2 protein-coding genes are annotated in these 3,177 nt (G+C 76.0%); one reads left to right on the top strand and one right to left on the bottom strand.

The genetic code is table 11. The annotated features are described in order from the left end of the window. Window positions 1–14: 14 nt before the first annotated feature. Window positions 15–1,265 (bottom strand): GNAT family N-acetyltransferase, encoded by a 1,251-nt coding sequence (locus tag AA75_RS21760; protein WP_033821845.1) that lies wholly within the window; start codon window positions 1,263–1,265, stop codon window positions 15–17. A gap of 339 nt (window positions 1,266–1,604) precedes the next feature. Here AA75_RS21760 and AA75_RS21765 point away from each other — a divergent pair, with 339 nt between their 5' ends. After that, window positions 1,605–2,747 carry a PP2C family protein-serine/threonine phosphatase gene (locus tag AA75_RS21765; protein ID WP_033821857.1) on the top strand — a complete coding sequence of 381 codons (1,143 nt, stop codon included), beginning with the start codon at window positions 1,605–1,607 and terminating at the stop codon, window positions 2,745–2,747. Window positions 2,748–3,177 lie beyond the last annotated feature (430 nt).

The raw sequence follows: 3,177 nt of genomic DNA on the forward strand, positions 1-3,177 counted from the left end.
CTGCCGCACGGGCGTCAGAACCCGTGCGGCAGCCAGGGTGCGAGCTCCCCGGCGAACGCCCGCGAGGCCTCCGCCAGCGCCCCCTCGCGCAGTTCGGTCACCCGCCCGGCCGCCGCCAGCGCGGCGAGCGTCACCCCGCCGAGGTAGGCCGAGCCCAACGCCCGGACGTCCAGTGCCAGATCGGCGGGCCGGTCGGTCCGCGCGCAGTCCGCGCCCTTGCCGGGGCCCTCCGAGCGCAGCCGCCAACTCCCCGCGTTCCACGGGCAGAAATCGTCCGTCACCGCCAGCACCAGGTCCACCGGCAGTGCGTAGCCGCGCTGTCCGAGCGCGGCGCCGACCTCCACCAGCCGGACGAACAGCGAGTCCTCCAGCTGCGGCTCCAGCCGGCGCGGATCCGAGACCAGGTACAGCAGCGGATCGTCGACCGGCCGGTTGCGGGCCACCACCCGCTCGGTCAGGTCCAGTTCCAGCAGGTACGACCAGAGCGCCGCGTACACCTGCGGCGTCAGCGCCTCGACGTCCCGCACCCGGACCGTGCCGGCCGCGTTGTTCCCCGCCCACTCGCCCTTCACCGCGTAGCGCGCGTACCCGAGCAGCCGCCCGCCGTCCCGCTCCTCGACGAGCACGCACTGCAGCGGCGAGGCGCCGTCCCGCGCGGCGGGGGCGTCCAACAGCGGCAGCTGCTGCCAGCCCGGGCGGCGCTCCAGCAGGCCCGGCCGGCCCGGCACCAGCCGGGCGTACAGCTCCTCGCAGGCCGCCGAGGCCACCACCGGGTCGGCCAGCCGCAGGCGCAGCGCGGGCCCCGGCAGCGCCGGTACCGAGACCTTGGCGCTCGGCAGCGTCACCGCCATCCGCCAGCTCCCCAGCCCGTAGCCGAACCGGCCGTAGATGGCCGGCTCCGACGCGGTCAGCACCGCCAGCGCCTCGCCGCGGGCCCGGACGTCGCCCAGCTGGCGGCGCATCAGCGCGGTCAGCGCCCCGCGCCGGCGGTGCGTCGGCAGCACACCGACCATGGTGACCCCCGCCGCCGGCAGCACCGCGCCGCCGGGCACCGCCATCGCGAAGCTGAACGCACTGGCCCCGCCGACGATCGCGGTGCCATCACAGACCGCCAGCGAGCGGTCGACCTCGGTCAGTTCCCGCCACAGCGCACGCTCCTCCGGTGGCTCCTCCTCGCCGCCGAAGGCGATCTCCAGCCCGCGGTACCAGGTGTCCCACTCCCCGGCGACCAGCGGGCGGACGGTCAGGGCCCCGGATGCGGTCATGTCGGCAGTCATACCTCACAGCTATCAGGCCCGCGGTCGGCACGCGACCGACTTTTGCGACATGTCCGGTCGAATCCGTAGGCCCGCCGACAGCGCACCCGGCCCCGCCGCACGCTCCCGGGCGCCCGGCGGGCGCCCCCGCCCGGCGGCCCCGCCGGCGGCCGAAACGCGCCGGACCGGGACCGGGACACCCGGGCCGGCCCGGCCCACCCCGTCGACGGGGGCCCCGGGCGGTGGATAAGGTCGGACCCCATGGCTGGCAGAGAGCCGGGCGCACCGCCCCAGACACCCACGACGGGCCCGACCGCGACGGCGGCCGCCGAGCCCGCCGCGGCCCAGGTGCGCGCCAAGCTCTACCGGGCCCGCCGCCGGGTCCGCCGGGCCGGTGTCGACTACTTCCGCGGCGACGGCGCCGACTGGCTCGCCTTCACGGCCTTCCTGCTCGCCATCCCGCTGCTGGTCCTGCTCAACGTGGCCGTCCCCGACTGGGTCCCGCCCACCGCCCTGGTGCTCCCGATCCTGGCCGGGGCCATGCTGCTGCGGCCCGGCACCCTGGTCCTGCTCTACGGCGCCGCCGCGCTCGGCCTGTCCACCGAATCCCTGATCCACACCGGTGAGCGGGTCGGCAGCAGCCACCCCGAGCAGTACGTCTACGGGGTGACCCCCGGCGCCGCGCTGGTGGTCGGCGCGGTCGGGGTGGCCGGCCTGCTGGTCGCCCAGTTCCGCAGCCGGGTCGGCGTGCCGTGGCGCGGCGGCGGCTCGATGCTCTTCGACCTGCGCGAACGGATCCGGGTCCAGGGCCGCCTCCCGGCCCTGCCCGACGGCTGGCAGGCAGACATGGCGCTGCGCCCGGCCGGCGGCCAGTCCTTCTCCGGGGACTTCGTGGTCGCCGCCCGCACCGGTCCGGGCCGCCGGGTGCTGGAGGCGGTGCTGGCGGACGTCTCCGGCAAGGGCATGGACGCCGGCTCCCGGGCGCTGCTGCTGTCCGGCGCGTTCGGCGGGCTGCTCGGATCGCTGCCGGCCCACGAGTTCCTGCCCGCGGCCAACGGCTACCTGCTCCGGCAGGACTGGGACGAGGGCTTCGCCACCGCCGTCCACCTGGTGCTCGACCTCGACACCGGTGAGTACGAGCTGCTCTCGGCCGGGCACCTGCCCGGGATGCAGCGGCTCGCCGGGGCCGGCCGCTGGGAGGTGCAGGAGGCCGAGGGCCCGCTGCTCGGGGTCTACGACGGCGCCAAGTTCGACGGCGTGCGGGGGCGGCTCGGCCACGGCGACGTGCTGCTGCTGTGCACCGACGGCATGGTCGAGGTGCCCGGCCGGGACCTCACCGAGGGCATGGACCGGTTGATGGGGGAGGCCGACCGGCTGGTGGCCGGCGGTCAGTTCGGCGTCGGCAGCCGCGGTGCGGCCGGCCGGCTGATCGAGACGGTCGCCAAGGACGTCAACGACGACCGGGCCGTGCTGCTGCTCTGGCGGCGGTGAAACGGCGGTGAACCGGCGCCCTCGGGCGCGGGCGACGGCGCCGGCGGGTGGTGTCAACACGCAGTGGTGATCTTCGGCCATTCCGGCACCGGGTGGGCGCAGTGGATCTCCTCGCAGGCCGACCGCCGGATTCCGCCGTCCGGGGCCGGTTCCCGGGGCCCTGCCGACGGCCCGTCAGAAGGGCTCCGCTATCGTCGCGGACGGCGGAAATTCGTCCCACATCCCGGGATCTTCGTCCCCGGCTTCCGGCAAGTCCTTTACGGAGTCCGCACGAGCGACCACACTGAGTCCGGGTGGGCTGGTCGAGACTCGGGGGATGGGGGCGGATCGTGCGCCACACAGCTGTCATCGGGGGGCTCCGGCTGCTCCGCGGCACTCCGGTCGCGGCGGGACGGCCTGTCCGCCAGGGGCCGTCCGGTCCCGTCCCGAA

Origin of the sequence: Kitasatospora sp. MBT63 (genome assembly GCF_000710465.2) — a bacterium.
Taxonomy (GTDB): Bacteria; Actinomycetota; Actinomycetes; order Streptomycetales; family Streptomycetaceae; genus Kitasatospora.